Annotated in this window: 14 protein-coding genes; 7 read left to right on the top strand and 7 right to left on the bottom strand. The window is 70.3% G+C overall.

Going from position 1 to position 14,116, the window contains the following annotated elements; translation table 11 throughout:
* Positions 1 to 357, bottom strand: a 357-nt coding sequence (locus H0X00_RS13660) for a hypothetical protein (protein WP_293771846.1), incomplete at its 3' end; no start/stop codon positions are given.
* 382 nt (positions 358 to 739) lie between these two features.
* Here H0X00_RS13660 and H0X00_RS13655 point away from each other — a divergent pair.
* Positions 740 to 1,987: a DUF4143 domain-containing protein gene (locus H0X00_RS13655; RefSeq protein ID WP_293771843.1), complete on the top strand. Its 1,248-nt coding sequence runs from the start codon at positions 740 to 742 to the stop codon at positions 1,985 to 1,987.
* A 321-nt stretch (positions 1,988 to 2,308) separates the two neighbouring features.
* On the opposite strand, the gene H0X00_RS13650 is transcribed toward H0X00_RS13655, so the two are convergent.
* Positions 2,309 to 2,881, bottom strand: coding sequence for a hypothetical protein (locus H0X00_RS13650; RefSeq protein WP_293771841.1), 573 nt, complete (start codon positions 2,879 to 2,881; stop codon positions 2,309 to 2,311).
* 480 nt (positions 2,882 to 3,361) lie between these two features.
* Between H0X00_RS13650 and H0X00_RS13645 the strand changes: the two genes are divergently transcribed.
* Positions 3,362 to 5,104, top strand: a complete 1,743-nt coding sequence (locus tag H0X00_RS13645; RefSeq protein ID WP_293771839.1) for an ATP-binding protein — start codon at positions 3,362 to 3,364, stop codon at positions 5,102 to 5,104.
* Positions 5,105 to 5,637: 533 nt separating this feature from the next.
* Here the strand turns inward: H0X00_RS13645 and H0X00_RS13640 are convergent.
* On the bottom strand, positions 5,638 to 6,927 hold the full coding sequence (locus tag H0X00_RS13640) for a TrpB-like pyridoxal phosphate-dependent enzyme (RefSeq protein ID WP_293771837.1): 1,290 nt from the start codon (positions 6,925 to 6,927) through the stop codon (positions 5,638 to 5,640).
* Positions 6,928 to 6,991: 64 nt separating this feature from the next.
* Between H0X00_RS13640 and H0X00_RS13635 the strand changes: the two genes are divergently transcribed.
* Positions 6,992 to 7,720 (top strand): AzlC family ABC transporter permease, encoded by a 729-nt coding sequence (locus tag H0X00_RS13635; RefSeq protein ID WP_293771835.1) that lies wholly within the window; start codon positions 6,992 to 6,994, stop codon positions 7,718 to 7,720.
* Positions 7,717 to 8,028, top strand: a complete 312-nt coding sequence (locus tag H0X00_RS13630) for an AzlD domain-containing protein (RefSeq protein WP_293771832.1) — start codon at positions 7,717 to 7,719, stop codon at positions 8,026 to 8,028. The genes H0X00_RS13635 and H0X00_RS13630 overlap by 4 nt, the downstream gene beginning before the upstream one ends.
* Before the next feature lie 7 nt (positions 8,029 to 8,035).
* Here H0X00_RS13630 and H0X00_RS13625 read toward each other — a convergent pair whose 3' ends face one another.
* The 3 genes from H0X00_RS13625 to H0X00_RS13615 form a co-directional block, all read right to left on the bottom strand.
* On the bottom strand, positions 8,036 to 8,203 hold the full coding sequence (locus H0X00_RS13625; RefSeq protein ID WP_293771830.1) for a hypothetical protein: 168 nt from the start codon (positions 8,201 to 8,203) through the stop codon (positions 8,036 to 8,038).
* Positions 8,200 to 8,553 (bottom strand): hypothetical protein, encoded by a 354-nt coding sequence (locus H0X00_RS13620; protein ID WP_293771828.1) that lies wholly within the window; start codon positions 8,551 to 8,553, stop codon positions 8,200 to 8,202. The genes H0X00_RS13625 and H0X00_RS13620 overlap by 4 nt, the downstream gene beginning before the upstream one ends.
* A gap of 85 nt (positions 8,554 to 8,638) precedes the next feature.
* Positions 8,639 to 9,115 (bottom strand): DoxX family protein, encoded by a 477-nt coding sequence (locus tag H0X00_RS13615; protein WP_293771825.1) that lies wholly within the window; start codon positions 9,113 to 9,115, stop codon positions 8,639 to 8,641.
* Between the two features lie 179 nt (positions 9,116 to 9,294).
* Here H0X00_RS13615 and H0X00_RS13610 point away from each other — a divergent pair, with 179 nt between their 5' ends.
* Positions 9,295 to 10,491, top strand: a complete 1,197-nt coding sequence (locus tag H0X00_RS13610; RefSeq protein ID WP_293771823.1) for a hypothetical protein — start codon at positions 9,295 to 9,297, stop codon at positions 10,489 to 10,491.
* Positions 10,492 to 10,550: 59 nt separating this feature from the next.
* Here H0X00_RS13610 and H0X00_RS13605 read toward each other — a convergent pair whose 3' ends face one another.
* Positions 10,551 to 11,720, bottom strand: a complete 1,170-nt coding sequence (locus H0X00_RS13605) for a hypothetical protein (RefSeq protein WP_293771820.1) — start codon at positions 11,718 to 11,720, stop codon at positions 10,551 to 10,553.
* A 181-nt stretch (positions 11,721 to 11,901) separates the two neighbouring features.
* Here H0X00_RS13605 and H0X00_RS13600 point away from each other — a divergent pair, with 181 nt between their 5' ends.
* Positions 11,902 to 13,464, top strand: coding sequence for a hypothetical protein (locus H0X00_RS13600; protein ID WP_293771818.1), 1,563 nt, complete (start codon positions 11,902 to 11,904; stop codon positions 13,462 to 13,464).
* 124 nt (positions 13,465 to 13,588) lie between these two features.
* The coding region (locus H0X00_RS13595) for an MFS transporter (protein WP_293771815.1) at positions 13,589 to 14,116 on the top strand (528 nt) is incomplete at its 3' end.

Here is a 14,116-nt window from a genome sequence, read left to right as displayed (position 1 = left end):
CGCCCCGCCGCCGACGCGGCGGCGCAGTACCTGCCGCAGGTCGTCCGGGGTCCACCCGCCCGCGGTCAGCGCCGGGAGCACCGACTCCAGCGCGCCAGTAACGACCTCGACGACCAGCCGGCGATGGCCCGGGCCACCGGTGAGCAGGTCTGTCGCAGCGGCGTCGGCTACCCCCGGGTCCGCGGCGACGCGAGCGAGCCAGCCGAGCAGCGCCAGCTCGATCACGTCCCGGTCGTCGAAGACCGGCGAACCCCATGACCCGAACTCCCCAGGGCTGTGGCCCGCCGCCCGGGTCCGCCGCTCCTTGGTCCGCTGCTTCGCCTTCGCCGCCCGCCGCTGCCGGTTGTTGACTCCCATGGCCGCCAGAATCGCCGAGGGCACCGACAGCCGGCGTGAAGACACTCCGGCGCCAGACGATCCGGGAACGACACGCCGACGACACGCCCGACGGCTGCCGGATCAATTCGCGCGCGGCAGCGGGGCCACAGGTCCTCACCCCGACCCCCGACCCCCGACCCCCGACCAGGTCGACGCGGATCTACAGCCAAGTGCGCATCACGCTCGGATCGTCTCAGAACGGCCCGGTCCTCCAAGCGGACCGGGGCCGGGCGACCGGATGCTCCCCCTCTGTCTACTAGCGGTGGGCGTGCGCGCCCCCGGCGCGCATTAGCATGCAATTGGTCGGCTCCACCTTAGCTAAAAGGTCGACTTGAATCTAGGCAAACGGTAGAGTGCGGGCGTGCCCCGCTACCTCCCCCGCATCGCCGACTCCGAACTCGCTCGGCGACTAGCGACCGCCGGGGCGGTCCTGATCGAGGGCCCCAAAGCATGTGGCAAGACCGCGACCGCGACCTGCGCGGCGAACACGATCTTCCGAATCGACTCCGACCCGGCAGCCCGCGCTGCGGTGAGCCTGGCGCCGCAGCGTCTGTTCGACAACCCGACGCCGATCCTGTTCGACGAGTGGCAGGTCGAACCTGCTCTCTGGAACCGGGTGCGCCGGCACGTGGACGATCTCCAGGAACGCGGGCTGTGCATCCTCACCGGCTCCGCGACGCCGGCCGATGATGCGACCCGGCACTCTGGCGCGGGACGGTTCGCGGTCATCCGGATGCGACCGATGAGCCTTTTTGAATCGGGCCACGCCAGCGGCGCCGTCTCACTCTCCGCACTGTTCGACGGCGATGCGCCCACCGCCGCCGAAGATCAGCTGGGCTTCGAGGGCCTCGTCGAACGGATCGTGGTCGGCGGATGGCCAGAACTCGTCGACGCCGCCGAGGACGATGCTCGCGACTGGCTGGACGACTACCTCACCCAGATCGCCGAGGTGGACGTCCCCGCACTCGGCTCGCGGCGCAATCCGCGCAACATCCGCAGGCTCTTCGCCGCGCTGGCCCGCTCGGTCGGGCAGCCCGCGAAGGCCAGCGAAATCGCGACAGACGTCGGCGGCGCGGATGGGCCGATTGCCAAAGAAACGCTCACGGCCTACCTCGAGGCCCTCGAACGGTTGCACCTGATCGAGGACGCGCAAGCATGGCGACCGCACATGCGATCACGCACACGCCTGCGCACCGCAGCAGTGCGCTACTTCGTGGACCCCTCCCTAGGACCTGCGGCGCTGAACATCGGTAGCACCGAACTCATGGCAGACCCCAACGCACTCGGTTTCCACTTCGAAGCATTGGCAATGCGAGACCTGCGCATCTACGCCCAGCCGCTGCGCGGTGTCGTCGACTCCTGGCGGGACGCCAACGGCAACGAGGTCGACGCGGTCCTCAGCGTCCGCAACGGCTGGGGTGCGTTCGAGATCAAGCTCAACCCCCGGGATGTCGATGCCGCCGCCGCCTCGCTGTTGCGATTCGCAGCCGGCGTCGATCACAACAGACACGGCGCGCCGGCCGTCCTCGCGGTGATCACAAGCACCGGTTACGGCGGCCGCCGTGCCGACGGGATTCACGTCATCCCGATCGCGACTTTCGGCCCATAACCCGAACCCCGGTCAGCCGCCCAATCTATACAGTCGGCGGACCGGAGGCATCAATAAGGCATCAGAACATCCGGCGGGCGACGACACCCGCCGGCGCCAACCGACACGAACGAAGCAGGATCAGCGGTAGCGAGCGCGGTCTACGGCTGCTTGACCGTTCAAGCCGTCTCCCCGAGCAGCGTGCACGGGTGACGCTGAGGTGTTGACCACAAGCTGACCGTGACGCCGATGGAGCCGTCCGTACGGCAGTCGTCTGGGCTTTGCCAGATCGGGGTTCAACGGCCTGGTCAGCGCGCGGCCGTCATGCCGCGGACATCGTGGTCACCGGCCCGTTGCGGTCGCGCCGCTGAGCGCATCGAATGCAGCGTTGAGTTGCCGCCGACGACGCGGGTTGGCCTCATGGTTGGCCTCGGCTGCCACGGATCCGATCAGGTCCTCCAGATCGTCGTCGCTGCCGGAGAGGACGGCGCCGTCGTCGTGGGCGCGGATGCGGAAGACGAGGCGTTCGCCGTCCGGGTCCAGCAACTGGAGATCGCGCAGCGCGGCAGCGACCTCGTTCGGGATGACGAGGTCATGGGCGGTGTCGGCGACGGTGAGGCTTCGGCGGCGCAGGTCGAAGATCGAGTCGGCCCAGTTGCTGATCACGCCGGCGTCGTCACATCCGCTGCACTGCCATTGGATCGGCGCGTTTGGCTCGGGGCGGAGCACGATCATTCGACCAAGGCAGGCCCGGTTGGCTGGCCGGCGTCGGCATGGCAGCGCGCTTTCCCAGGCCGTGCCGGTGTCACCTGCGGTTGCCGCCCGAACGACGCTACCGATCTGCTCGGCCAGCCGCCGGGTCGGGCCTGGTGTATCGGGTGGTAGGTCGAGCAGGTGGTGCAGGTCGGTGACCATCATCCCAGGACGGTAGCGACCCCCTCGGACGGAGCTGCGCGGTGTTGCCATCAGCCCACAGGGCGCCGTCAGCGCCGCTGGTCCCGCGGGACGTTCAGGTGTATCCGAGACGGGCTGAGGTCCGCCAGTAGACCGCAGCCCGATACTGATTGAGCGTCAGATCAAGCCTGGTCGGCATCCCGCCCGCGTTGCAGCTGACTGTCGGCGCGGGAGCCTAAGCACCCTCCGCCTGCCGAGGATGGACATCCGCGCGAGTTCAAGCGGGCACGTCTGGAACGTCAGCGCGGCCGTCGACGATCTGCGCGCCCCTGGAGGCAGAACTCGACGCGACAGACGGAGCCGGCCGGTAGCGTCCGACGTCGTGTTAGGTCCCTTCCGCGCTCGTCAACCGCACCGGCCAACAAACAACTAACAACTTTTACTATCAACTACACGCTACTATCAACCGGACGTCGGTTGACTGTTGGAAGGGCGCGGTTGATGGTGGACCTGCAACACCAGCTGGACGACGCGCTCGATCGCTTGCGCCGGGCCGGCACCGACCTGCGCACGGTCGAGGTCAAGGCCGCCGCCGGCGGGCTGCCCCGCTCGATCGCCCAGTCGGTGTGCGCATTCGCCAACTCCGCTGGCGGGCTAATCATTCTCGGCCTCTCCGAGCCGGACGCCTTCGCCCCGGTCGGGATCGACGCGCGCAAGATCGCCGCCGATCTCGGCAGCGCGTGCGCAGACCAGCTCATCCCGCCGATCCGGGCGGACATCGACATCCTGGCGGTCGGCGCCAGCGCCGTCGTGGTCGCGTGGGTGCCAGAGTTACCGAGCGATCAGAAGCCCTGCTTCGTCGAGGCCCGCGGGATGGACCGCGGCTCCTACGTTCGCACCCACGACGGGGATCGCCAGCTCACCACCTACGAGGTCCACGTCCTCGAGGCCTCCCGCGGCCAACCGCTCGACGACCGGGCGATCGTGGCCGGGGCGAGCACCGCGGATCTCGACGAACAGCTGATCGCCGCGCTGGTGCGCCGGCTACGGGCCACCCGCGGATCGGTGTTCGCCAACGCCGGCGACGACGAGATCCTCAAGATGATGGGTGTGGTCACCACCACCGAGGACGGGGACGCCGTGACCTTGGCAGGCCTGCTCGCGCTCGGCCGCTTCCCACAGCAGTTTTATCCGCAACTCGACGTCACCTTCGTCGCCTACCCCAGCGCCACCGGTGAACCGCTGGCCGATGGCACCCGGTTCCTGGACAACCAGTCCATCGACGGCCCGATCCCGGCCATGGTCGCCGAGACGCTGATCGCCTTGCGCCGGAACATGAAGCGCCGCTCGATCGTGGTCGGGCTCGGACGCGAGGACCGGTGGGAGTACCCCGAGGAAGCGGTCCGCGAGATCGTGGCCAACGCCTTGATGCACCGCGACTTCCACCCACTCGCGCACGGCACCCAGGTCCGCATCTCCCTGTACCCGGACCGCCTCGAAGTGACGAGCCCCGGCGGCCTGCACGGCCCCATCGCCCGCGAGGACCTCCTCGCTGAACCGGTCTCCTCCTCCCGGAACGCCACGCTGGCCAAACTCCTGGAGGACGTCGAAGTCGGCTCCAGCGGGCGAACGATCTGCGAGAACCGCGGCTCCGGCCTGCTCGCCACCGCCGCGGCGCTACGCGGCGCCGGGATGGAACCGCCGGTGATCACCGACACCGTCCGCGAGTTCCGGGTCGCTATCAAGAACCACGGCCTGCTCGACGAAGCTGCCGTCGCGTGGCTGTCCGGCATCGACACCGCCGGGCTCACCGACCGGCAGCGACTCGGTCTGGCCTTCCTGCACCGCCGGGGACAGATCACCAATCAGGACTACCGCAGCCTCACCGGGACCGATCCGCTGACCGCGACCCGCGAGCTGACCGGCCTCGGGACCACCGGGCTCATCGAGAAGACGAACGACCGACGCTGGACCGTATGGGTCCTAGCCGGCGCCGCCCGATCGGCACCGGGGCCAGCGTTGTTCGACCTCGGGGAAGAACCCGCGAGCTCTCGCCGCGATCGCCGTCCGGAGATCCGGGCGATCCTGGGCGAGGGCCCGTTGAGCGCACAGGCCATCGCCGAGCGGCTCGGCCTCAGCAAAGAGGGCGTCCTGAAGTGGCTGAGACGCATGGAAGCCGAGGGCGAGGTTGCCCCAACCAGCGCCAAGCGCAGGAGCAAGAACAACACGTGGCAGCTGAGGTAGGCACACCGACGCCCAAGCCCGCTGACCCGCTCAAGGGACGGATGGCCGCCGCCACGTTCGTTCGGTTCCGCGGAGGCGGGCGCCTGCTGCCTGAGGCTCCGCCACTGCACGGCCACCAGCGACCAGGGTGCGGCCGAGTTGGGCGCCGGCCTGGATGTCGGCGGTCTCTTCCATCAGGGTCACAGCCCGGACCGGCCACACCAATCTGTCGGGAAGCCGAGGCATCGAAAAGGCATCAAGAAATCCGACAGCCTCCGACATCCGCCGACGCTGGTCGACACGAACGCCGAGCTCAGCGCCACGATCCGGGACTGGCCGGTACCCGCCGACACGTTGTATCCGCGTTCGGGACGAAGAGGTCGTGGGTTCAAATCCCGCCACCCCGACACATTGACGAGGCCCCTCTCCGGAGCTCCGGGGAGGGCCTCTTCGCGTTCAAAGCGCTGGTCAGGGCCGTAGTACTTGTACGCCCCGAGCAGCACGCCCGGGCTCTCCAGGAAGACTGGGGCCGTGACGGTCTCCAGACCGTCGACTCAGCCGTCGATCAGCCGGTCGTGCAGGTAGTCGTCGTAGGCGGCGAGGTCGAGCAGGCCATGGCCGGAGTAGCTGAAGAGGATCACCTTCTCCTCGCCGGACTCCTTGGCGGCCAGGGCCTCGTCGATGACGGCGCGGATCGCATGCGCAGTCTCGGGAGCCGGGATCGAGCCCTGAGTGCGGGCGAACTGCACGGCGGCCTCGAACACCGTCCCCTGCGGGTAGGCGACCGCCTCCATCCAGCCGTGCTTGACGAGGCTGGAGATGATCGGCGAATCACCGTGGTAGCGCAGCCCGCCGGCGTGGATCGGCGGCGGGATGAAGTCGTGGCCCAGGGTGTGCATGAGCATCTTCGGGGTCATGCCGGCGACGTCGCCGAAGTCGTACTCGTAGGTGCCCTTGGTCAGGGTCGGGCAGGACGTCGGCTCGACCGCCACCAGGCGCACGCCCTCGCCCCGGTCGGGGACGAACGGGAGCGCGATGCCGCCGAGGTTGGAGCCGCCGCCGCAGGAGCCGATGACGACGTTGGGCAGGCCCTCCCCCGCCTCGGCCAGCTGGCGCTTGGCCTCCAGCCCGATCACGGTCTGGTGCAGCAGCACGTGGTTGAGCACCGAACCGAGCGCGTAGTGGGTGTCGGCGCGTCCGACCGCGTCCTCCACCGCCTCGGAGATCGCGACCCCGAGCGAGCCGGTGTGGTCGGGGTTCTCCTTGAGCAGCTGGCGCCCGAACTCGGTCAACGAGGACGGCGAGGAGACGACCTGACCGCCCCAGGTCTCCATCATCACGCGGCGGTACGGCTTCTGCCGGTACGAGGCCGCGACCATGTAGACCTGGCACTCCAGGCCGTAGAGCTGGGTGGCGAAGGAGACCGCGCTGCCCCACTGCCCCGCGCCGGTCTCGGTCGCGATGCGCGTGATGCCCTCGGCCTGGTTGTAGAAGATCTGCGGCACGGCGGTGTTCGGCTTGTGCGAGCCGGCCGGAGATACCGACTCGTCCTTGTAGTAGATCCGCGCCGGGGTGCCGAGCGCCTTCTCCAGACGGGTGGCGCGCACCAGCGGAGTGGGCCGCCACAGCGAGAGGACCTCGATGACCTCGGGCGGAATCGGGATCCACTCCTCGGCCGACATCTCCTGGCCGATCAGCGCCATCGGGAACAGCGGCGCCAGATCGTCCGGGCCGACCGGCTCGCCGGTCCCCGGGTGCAGCGGCGGGGCCAACGGCTCGGGCAGATGCGGGGCTACGTTGAACCAGGCCTGCGGGATCTGGTCGGAGCCGAGTTGGTAGCGCATCCGGTTACCTCCGTCGCGTGGTCACGTGGGCCCAACGTACGGTGCCAGGCGTGGGGGCGCACGGGTGAAATCGGAGATGCGGGCCGGCGCAGCGTCGATGGCGCCGATGCTGATCGGGGTGATCCCGTTCGGGCTGGTCGCGGGCACGACGCCGGCCGCGGTCGGGATGGATGTCTGGGACGCGCTCGGGTTCTCCATCATCCTGTTCGCCGGTGCCTCGCAGCTGGCGGCGATCGACGTGCTGTCCCGCGACGGGTCGGCCCTGCTGGCCGCGGTCGTGGCCTGGACCATCAACCTGCGGATGCTGCTGTACTCCGCCTCCCTCGCTCCGTACCTCGCGCACGAGCCGTTGCGCCGACGGCTGATGGCGTCCTACGTGATGGTCGACCAGAACTACGCGATCTGCGTGACCCGCTGGCGGGAGGGCAAGGACGACCCGAAGGGCCGCGCCTGGTTCTTCATCGGCGGCGGGCTGCTGCTGTGGTCGGCCTGGCAGCTCGCCACCCTGGCCGGATCGCTGCTGGGCTCCACCCTGCCGGAGGAGTTGCCGCTGGACTTCGCCGTCCCGCTGGTCTTCCTGGTGCTGCTCATCCCGGCGATCAACTCCCGTCCGGCGGCGGTGGCCGCGGTGGTGGGCGGGGGGGCGACCGTCGTGGGTTACGAGGCAGGCGCCGGGTCGTTGTCGATCGTGTGCGGCGCGGTGTCCGGGATCATCGCCGGGACCCTCGCCGAGCTCGCCCTGGACAAGCGTGGCCCGGCCGGGCCGCCGGCGCCGCTCGAGGACCTCTCGTGAACCGGACCTGGACGGCGATCGTGCTGGCCGGCATCGGCACCTTCACGATGCGGGCTTCGTTCCTCGCGATGGCCCACAAGCTGAGCGAGGTCCCGCCCTGGGCCGAGCGAATCCTGCGTCAGATCCCGCCGGCCGCCCTGGCCGCGCTGGTGGTGCCGGCGCTGGTCCGCCCGCACGGCGAGTTCGACCTGACCCAGTGGCGTCTCGTGGCCGGCTTGATCGCCGGGCTCGTCGCCTGGCGGACGAAGAACGTCGCGCTGACCCTGGTCCTCGGGGTCGGGATCCTGATGCTGCTCCAGCAGTTCTGATGGTTCGTCAGAGTTTGGCGGGCGGTTCGCCGCAGGCCGGGCACGCAACGCCCGGCTTCGGCAGAACGGCGCGGCAGGACCAGCACTCGAACTCGGGCTGACCCTTCATCCCGGCCGGACCGGTCGGCCGCCGGCGACCGAAGATGCCGCCCACCCATTCAATGATGGGGTTCACTGCGCGACGGGAGCCAAGGTGGTCATCGCGCGCAGACGCATCGCGGCCTGGGTGTCGATCGCGCCGTAGATGGTGACGCCGGTGCCACCCTCGACCGGGGCGAACAGCAACTCGGAGGTCTTGGTCTTGCGCACGAACAGCAGCAGGATCGGGAACAGGAACGCCCAGCTCGGAGTGTGCTTGACGGTGCGGGTGACGTAGCGGCCGTCCGGGGTCTGCTCGCACACGACCCGGGCCGGGGATTGCAGCGCGTACCCGACGGCGACGACGGCCTCGTCCATGGGCAGCGGCACCACGTAGGTGCGGCCTTCCATCTGGTCCATGCTGGACAGGATCGACCAGTGGCCCACGACGCCTCCTGCCTCCGAGATTCCCGACCCCGCCAGTATGGGCGGGATCGGGAATCGCTGCGCCAGGAGCGCGTCAGGATCGGGTTCAGGATCGGCGCGACCCGCGGACGTGGTCGAGCGCAACGCGACCGGGGCCGGTGACGACGAACATCAGGCTGAGCAGACCGATCGCGATCGCGAGTTCGGGGCCGTTGCCATCCATCGCGTACAGGCCACTGGTGTGCACGTAGTACCAGGCGCCGGCCATGTTGACCGCCATCAGCAGCCCGATCGTGCGGACGCCGACACCGAGGATGAGGGCGAGGGCGCCGATCGATTCGAGCGCGATGTTGAAGCGCGCACTCAGCTCGGGGAACGGGATGCCCATGACGTCGAAGCCGCGCACCAGGCCGCCGACGCCGCCGGTGTAGTCCCAGGCGATCTTGACGTGCCAGAACATCAGGACTGCGAGCCCGATCCGCGCCAGCACGAGGATCGCGTCGCGGCCGACCTCCTCGGCGCGCGCACGGCGCTGGGCGAACGCCGGGGTGGTGAACCGCTCGATGGTCGTGTCGAGTGCCATTGCCGTGCTCCTGTTCTCGAAATGTCCGTAGTTGCCCTGTAGACCGGGCGCGGCGCCGCAACTCATCGGCGTCACGACTCGAGCCAGGTGTGAATGGACTGCACGTAAACGGGGAACGCTTGAGGTTTGCGGTACGTAGGGTCCTCAATGGAGGGGTGCCGCGCAGGGGGGAGACAGCGATGAGGTCACTTCGCGCTGCCGTCGTCCTCGCGCTGGCCCTCGGGGCGGCCGGGTGGGCCGAGACGCCCGCGGCGGCTGCCCCGCGCTTCGCGCCGGCCGGCTCGATCGGGCACGACGTGTCCTATCCGCAGTGCGACAAGCCGCTCCCGGTGGGCGCCTTCGGCGTGGTCGGCATCAACGGCGGCAGGGTGTTCTCGGCCAACCGGTGCCTGGCCACGCAGTACGCCTGGGCGACCTCCCTGCCGAACCAGGCGATGGTCTACCTCAACACCGGCAACCCCGGGAATCAGAGCCAGTACTGGCCGACGGCGATGACCTCGGAGAGCGGCGCGCTGTGCGTGGACGCGACCTCGCCCTCGGACGCCGGGTGCGCGTACATCTACGGCCGCCGCGCGGCGGCGAGCGCGATGCAGGTCGCCGGCACCGCGAACGTCGCCCTGGACACCACCTGGTGGCTCGACGTCGAGACCGCCAACAGCTGGGACGGCGACGGACCGGGCAACGCCGCGGCGCTGCAGGGCATGTTCGACCATCTGCGAGCCAACGGCGTCGCCCAGGTCGGGCTGTACTCGACCGGGCTCCAGTGGGGCCAGATCACCGGGGGTTTCTCGGCCGCGACGGCCGAGAGCTATCGGGCCGCGTGGTCGGGGCGCTTCGCCCCGGACTACCCGATGGAGTCCGCCCCGCTGTGGGTGGCGGGCGTGACCGCCGCGGCGGCGGCGCGTAACTGCGCGACCAGTTTCACCGGCGCTCCGACGGTGCTCGCGCAGTACATCCAGGCCGGCTTCGACCACGACCTGGTCTGCGGCGCGGTCACCCCGACGCCGGCGACCGCGGCCGCCTGCGCGCCGAACGCAGGGATCCCGGGCGGGTACTTCGCCGTCTACGGCACCCGCGGCAACGACAAGCTCAAGGGCACCATGGCCAAGGAGATCTTCTACGGCGGGCCGGGCAACGACCTGATCAGTGGCGGCCGTGGTGACGACATCCTGTGCGGTGGCGACGGACGGGACACCCTCTCCGGCGGAGACGGCAAGGACGTCCTGGTCGGCGACCGCGGCAACGACACGCTGCTCGGTGGCCCGGGCAACGACAAGCTCTACGGCAACCGCGGCGTCGACACCCTGCAGGGCGGACCGAAGAAGGACATCTGTTCCACCGGCCCGGGCAAGGACCCCAAGCCGCGCAACTGCTGAGGCCCTGTGGATAACGAACCATTAGGCGTGACACGCCTAATGGTTTGCCTGATGCAGCGTCACATGGCCGCGACGACGGCCGACCAGGTCAGCGGGATCGCGCCGTGACCCTTGCCGTTCTGCGGGTTCCAGTGCTCGGCGTACCTGCCCTTCAGCGCGCCGCGGCGCGACATGTCGCCGATCGCGTCGACGAGGTCGGTCCGTTCCCACCGCAGGGCAGCGACGCGGGCGAGGTAGTTCATCTGCATCCAGGCGCTGCCCCGCCAGTACTGGTCGGCGTTGTAGCTGCGCGCTTCCCGGGCCACGAAATTCAACCCGTAGGGCGCCGCGAACCGGCTGAGGTCGGCGAGCTGGTCCAGCGCCCGCGTCGCCTTCGCGGCGTCGGTGGTGACCAGGGCGCCCAGGACGCCGTCCAGCGTCGGCACGTGCACGCTCTCCCCACCGCCGACGACCGCGACGTCCGACCAGAGCCCCTCGGACTCCCGCCACATCTGACGATCCATCACCTCGGCCAGTTCGCGGGACCGGTCCGCCCACGCCGTCTCGCCGGTCAGCGCCGCGTACTCGGCGGCGGCATGCGCGGTGATCGCGTTGAAGGCCGCCGGCGCGGCGACGAAGGACGTCGACCCGACGGCCGCGCCGTCCGCGTCGTACTCGGCCTGGGTGACCAGGTGGCGGTCAAGGCGCGACCAACGCCAGCGCCGCCAGCGCAGCCGGTTCCAGTCGTTGGCGTGCAGGAAGGCCGCCGCCCAGCTGTCCCAGCGCGGCGAGTCGTCCGCGCCGGACTCCCAGGGGTGGACCAGGAAGATCAGCCCGTCCGGGGTGCGCCGCTCGGCCCAGAGCCACTCCAGGCCCTTGCGGACCCGGGCGATGAGGTCCGCATCCAGTTCCTGGTGGCCCGCGAGCACCCGAGCCGCGTGGGCGAAGATCGGCGGCTGGGTGAACGAGGAACAGTCCGTGCGCGGCCCCCGCTCGTCGTTCGGGAACGCGTAGCGCATGTGCGGCACGAAGCCGTGGGCGAACTGGGCGGAGAGCGCGTTGGTGAGCTCGCGCACCCCGCGCTCCGGCTCTCCCACTGCGGCCCAGGCAACCGAGGCGAAGCAGGAGTCCCACAACCATTGGTGCGGGTAGGTCTTGCGGTGCGGATAGGTGTACCCGCGGGCCTCGTCCCAGTGGTCGTGCAGCACCCGGACGGCACCGGCCCGGGCCGCCTCACTGTTGTCAGTCACACATTCACCCGCTGGCAACCCGCGTCGAGCCGGTCTTTGAATCGCACCGCGTAGGGTAGCCCCAACTCCATCAGCGCTGGCGCGACCGTGGGACAGGGCGAGTGAGCGACAGGACGGGTACGGAGTGAGGACGCATTCGGCGGACACCGCTCGCGCTCGTCGTGACGAACCGATGTGGCGCATGGGCTTCGTGTTGGCCTGTGCGGCCGTCTTCGGGCTCTATCTGCTCGACCCCCCCAACGTCCCGGACCTGGCGGCGCAGACCGCGCGGGCCGAGGCCGCCAAGGACGGCGCCTACCTGTGGTGGACCGGCTGGTTCGGCGGCCTGACGCTGCCCAGCTACTCCGTCGGCAGCCCGTGGGTGATGGCGCACGTCGGCGTGGGCCTCTCAGCTGCGCTGTCCGGGCTGGTCGCGTGCGCGGCCGCCCCGACCCTGTTCGAAGGCACCCGCCGGCCGCGCGCCGGCGCGGCGATCTTCGGCGTCGGCGTCGTCCTCAACGTGCTCACGGGCCGGGTCACCTTCGCCCTCGGCCTCGCCGCCGCCGTTCTCGCCCTGATGTTCCTGAAGCGGCGTCAGACCTGGGGTTCGAGCGCTGCCGCCGTCGCCGCGTGCCTGTTCAGCCCGTTGGCCGGGCTCTGGCTCGGCCTGATCGCGGTGACGGTGGCGATTGTCGACCCCTCCCGCCGCCGGGCCGCGCTGATCGTGTCCGCGCTGCTCGTCGGCGCGGCCGGGACCCTGGCGATCGTGTTCGTCAACGCCGGGACGATGCCGTTCCCGTGGTGGCATGTGACGCTCGCCCTCGTTGCCGCCGGGGTCGCCGCCGTGGTCTGCCCGTCCCGCGAGATCCGGGTCGGCGCCGTGGTCTTCGCCGGCGCCGTCGTCGCCTTCGCCCTGGTCCCCACGGCGGTCGGCACCAACATGATGCGCCTGGTCTGGCTCTCGGCGGGCCCGGCTGCGGTCGCGACCGCCGTGCTGCCGGCGCTGCCCAAACTGGCGCTGCGCCGCGCCGGGATCGCGGTGCTCGGAATGGGCGCGCTGTCCTGGCCGGTCACCGACCTGTCGCTGCAACTGGCGCAGGCCGCCAGCCCCCAGGCCAGCCGCAGCTACTACGCCTCGCTGGTGGACCAGCTCCAGCAGCGCTCGGGCGCCGACGGGCCGGCCGCGCTCGGCCAGCGGGTGGAGATCGTCGACCCGGCCTCGCATTGGTCCGCCGCGTACGTCGCACCGACGGTGCCGATCGCCCGCGGCTGGGACCGCCAGGCCGACCGGGCCGCCAACCCGTTCTTCTACGACGGCACGCTGTCCTCGTCGAACTACCGCGCCTTCCTCTCCGACCTCGCGGTCCGCTGGGTGGCCCTGCCGACCGAGGGCTCGCTGGATTACGCCGCCAAGGCCGAGGCCGACCTGATCCGCTCCGGCCTGGGCTATCTGACGCCGATCTGGGCCGACGAGTCCTGGCAGCTGTTCCAGGTCCAGCAGGACAGCCCGCTGCTGCGCGGCGCGACCCTGCTCGAGATCGACGCCAGCGACATCACCTTCCGGGCTGCCCAGGCCGGGCCGGTGCACCTGCAGATCCGCTGGTCGCCGCTGCTGACCCTCACCGCCGCCGACTCGGGCGGATCCGTCGGCTGCGTGGTGGCGCGCGATGAGTGGACCACCATCGAGGTCCCCGCGGCCGGCACCTACACGCTGGTCTCACGCCTGGCCCTGCCCACCGGCGCCGACAAATCCGACTGCGACTGACCGGACCACCTGCAGCCGCTCTGCATGTGAGCTGCAGCGCAGCTCAGGCTCACTGGATCAACCCGGATGTGATCCAGAGCAAAGTCGGAGACGTTCCTGACGCTCGCGGGCCATCCTGGGACGCATGCCTGACCGTCCGGTCGGGAATGCTCTGCGTGCGATGGGTGGTTCGACCGACGTGACCGCGACGCTGGAGCCTGCGACGACGCAGGACGAGGCGCGGTCCACACTGCCGTTGTCCCAGGGGGCCGAGCAGCGCCGCACCCTCGTCGTCGCCGCGATCGGGACGTTCATCGCGTTGTGCGTCTACACGACGCCGCTGGGAATCATGCCCTCGATCGCGGCCGGCCTGGACGCAGGGACCGGCACCCAGACCTGGCTGCTGGCCGCGGTCAGCCTCGGGATGGCGACCACCCTGATCTCGGCCGGCGCACTCGGTGACGACTACGGGCGCAAGCGCGTCTTGATCGGCGGGGCGTACGTGCTGGCCATCGCCAGCACGGTCTGCGCCGTCGCACCGAACCCGGGCGTCTACCTCGCCGGCGCGCTCGCCCAGGGCGCGGGCGCGGCCGCGATCATGGCCTGCAGCCTCGGCCTGATCGCGCACGCCTTCCCGATGGGCCAGCCGCGCGCCCGCGCCACCGGCATCTGG

Source organism: Sporichthya sp., from assembly GCF_013815995.1.
GTDB lineage: Bacteria > Actinomycetota > Actinomycetes > Sporichthyales > Sporichthyaceae > Sporichthya.
The sequence above is the reverse complement of the archived record's forward strand: the minus strand, read 5'-3'. Positions and strand labels throughout refer to the sequence as shown.